Origin of the sequence: Companilactobacillus mishanensis (genome assembly GCF_003946505.1) — a bacterium.
Classification (GTDB): domain Bacteria; phylum Bacillota; class Bacilli; order Lactobacillales; family Lactobacillaceae; genus Companilactobacillus; species Companilactobacillus mishanensis.
This window is the reverse complement of sequence record NZ_RHON01000023.1, coordinates 1-3,205: the sequence shown is the minus strand read 5'-3', so window position 1 is coordinate 3,205 and position 3,205 is coordinate 1. Positions and strand designations below refer to the sequence as shown.

The following is a 3,205-nucleotide window of genomic DNA, read 5'->3' as shown; positions in this document are numbered from 1 at the left end:
GCGTGGCAACTACCTATCCTCGCGGGCAGTTTCCCACCAACTACTTTCGGCGTTAAGAAGCTTAACTTCTGTGTTCGGCATGGGAACAGGTGTATCCTTCTTGCTATCGCCACCACACTTATATCCCTCGTACCTTCAAAACTAGATATTAAGTATATGTAATGAACCTCTGAATCACTTCAAACTGACTTCCGGTTAAGCCCTCGATCTATTAGTACTGCTCAGCTCCATGTATCACTACACTTCCACCCGCAGCCTATCTACGTCATATTCTCTAACGGATCTTACTTCCTTAACGGAATGGGAAATCTCATCTTGAGGGGGGCTTCACACTTAGATGCTTTCAGCGTTTATCCCGTCCATACGTAGCTACCCAGCGATGCTCTTGGCAGAACAACTGGTACACCAGAGGTATGTCCATCCCGGTCCTCTCGTACTAAGGACAGCTCCTCTCAAATTTCCTACGCCCGCGACGGATAGGGACCGAACTGTCTCACGACGTTCTGAACCCAGCTCGCGTACCGCTTTAATGGGCGAACAGCCCAACCCTTGGGACCGACTACAGCCCCAGGATGCGATGAGCCGACATCGAGGTGCCAAACCTCCCCGTCGATGTGAACTCTTGGGGGAGATAAGCCTGTTATCCCCAGGGTAGCTTTTATCCGTTGAGCGATGGCCCTTCCATTCGGTACCACCGGATCACTAAGTCCGACTTTCGTCCCTGCTCGACTTGTCAGTCTCGCAGTCAAGCTCTCTTATACCTTTACACTCTACGAATGATTTCCAACCATTCTGAGAGAACCTTTGAGCGCCTCCGTTACTTTTTAGGAGGCGACCGCCCCAGTCAAACTGCCCACCAGACACTGTCCCTCACCGCGCTTAGCGATGCAGGTTAGAGCCTTCATATAACAAGGGTAGTATCCCACCAATGCCTCGATCGAAACTAGCGTTCCGACTTCTACGGCTCCTACCTATCCTGTACATGTCATACAAAAACTCAATATCAAGCTACAGTAAAGCTCCATGGGGTCTTTCCGTCCTGTCGCGGGTAACCCGCATCTTCACGGGTATTATAATTTCACCGAGTCTCTCGTTGAGACAGTGCCCAAATCATTACGCCTTTCGTGCGGGTCGGAACTTACCCGACAAGGAATTTCGCTACCTTAGGACCGTTATAGTTACGGCCGCCGTTTACTGGGGCTTCAATTCTCAGCTTCGCTCTAAAGCTAACTGATCCTCTTAACCTTCCAGCACCGGGCAGGCGTCAGCCCATATACGTCATCTTACGATTTAGCATAGACCTGTGTTTTTGATAAACAGTTGTTTGGGCCTATTCACTGCGGCTGGCTGTTACACCAGCACCCCTTCTCCCGAAGTTACGGGGTCATTTTGCCGAGTTCCTTAACGAGAGTTCACTCGCTGACCTTAGGATTCTCTCCTCGACTACCTGTGTCGGTTTGCGGTACGGGTAGTTTATTTCTAACTAGAAACTTTTCTCGGCAGTGTGAGTTACTGTGCTTCGCTACTTAAATTTCGCTCCTCATCACAGATCGTCCGTATAGGTAAAAGCATTTGACTCTTACCAAGACTTTCTGCTTGAACACACTTTTCCAGCTGTGTGCACACATCATCCTCCTGCGTCCTTCCATCGTTCAAACAAAATAAACTAGTACAGGAATCTCAACCTGTTTTCCATCGATTACACCTCTCGGTCTCATCTTAGGTCCCGACTAACCCTGGGAGGACGAGCCTTCCCCAGGAAACCTTAGTCTTTCGGCCGATCAGATTCTCACTGATCTTTCGCTACTCATACCGGCATTCTCACTTCTAAAAACTCCACTGCTCCTCACGGTACAGCTTCAATGCTTTTACAACGCTCTCCTACCACGTATCTTACGATACATCCACAGTTTCGGTATCATGCTTAGCCCCGGTACATTTTCGGCGCAGAATCACTCGACTAGTGAGCTATTACGCACTCTTTGAATGAATGGCTGCTTCTAAGCCAACATCCTAGTTGTCTGTGCATTTCCACATCCTTTTCCACTTAGCATGAATTTTGGGACCTTAACTGGTGATCTGGGCTGTTTCCCTTTCGACGATGGATCTTATCACTCACCGTCTGACTCCCGGGTATAGATCTATGGCATTCGGAGTTTATCTGAATTCAGTAACCCAAGACGGGCCCCTAGTCCAAACAGTGCTCTACCTCCACGATCCTATTCCCCGAGGCTAACCCTAAAGCTATTTCGGAGAGAACCAGCTATCTCCAAGTTCGTTTGGAATTTCACCGCTACCCACACCTCATCCCAGCATTTTTCAACATACATGGGTTCGGTCCTCCAATGCGTTTTACCGCATCTTCAACCTGGACATGGGTAGGTCACTTGGTTTCGGGTCTACATCTACATACTCATTCGCCCTATTCAGACTCGCTTTCGCTCCGGCTCCGCATCTTCTGCTTAACCTCGCATGTAAACGTAACTCGCCGGTTCATTCTACAAAAGGCACGCCATCACCCCTTAACGGGCTTTGACTACTTGTAGGCACACGGTTTCAGGATCTATTTCACTCCCCTTCCGGGGTTCTTTTCACCTTTCCCTCACGGTACTGGTTCACTATCGGTCACTAGGGAGTATTTAGCCTTGGGAGATGGTCCTCCCAGATTCCGACGGGGTTTCTCGTGTCCCGCCGTACTCAGGATACCGGCTAGAGTGGTTCGGATTTCGCGTACGAGGCTTTCACTCTCTTTGGCTCGACTTTCCAGTCGATTCTGCTATCCTTACCCTTTTCTCATGTCGCCAGTCCTACAACCCCAGAGAGCAAGCTCTCTGGTTTGGGCTCTTCCCGTTTCGCTCGCCGCTACTCAGGGAATCGATTTTTCTTTATATTCCTGCAACTACTTAGATGTTTCAGTTCATTGCGTCTTCCTCTTAAAAGCTATGTATTCACTTTCAAGTAATCATCCATTACGATGATTGGGTTCCCCCATTCGGAGATCCACGGGTCATAGCTTACTTACAGCTAACCGTGGCGTATCGTCGTTAGTTACGTCCTTCTTCGGCTCCTAGTGCCTAGGCATCCACCGTGCGCCCTTTATAACTTAACCTTGACAAAATATGTCCAAAGACATTTTTATCGCGCAGTTTTCGGTGTTTCTTTAATTCATTACATTTCTTAATATCCAGTTTTCAAGGTACGAGTT

At 48.6% G+C, this 3,205-nt stretch carries 2 rRNA genes; both read right to left on the bottom strand.

Features of this window, described 5'->3' with window-relative positions:
- Positions 1 to 117: ribosomal RNA gene (gene rrf / locus EKM63_RS11205) — 5S ribosomal RNA — on the bottom strand.
- Positions 118 to 191: 74 nt separating this feature from the next.
- Positions 192 to 3,109, bottom strand: a 23S ribosomal RNA gene (locus EKM63_RS11200).
- Positions 3,110 to 3,205: the final 96 nt, after the last annotated feature.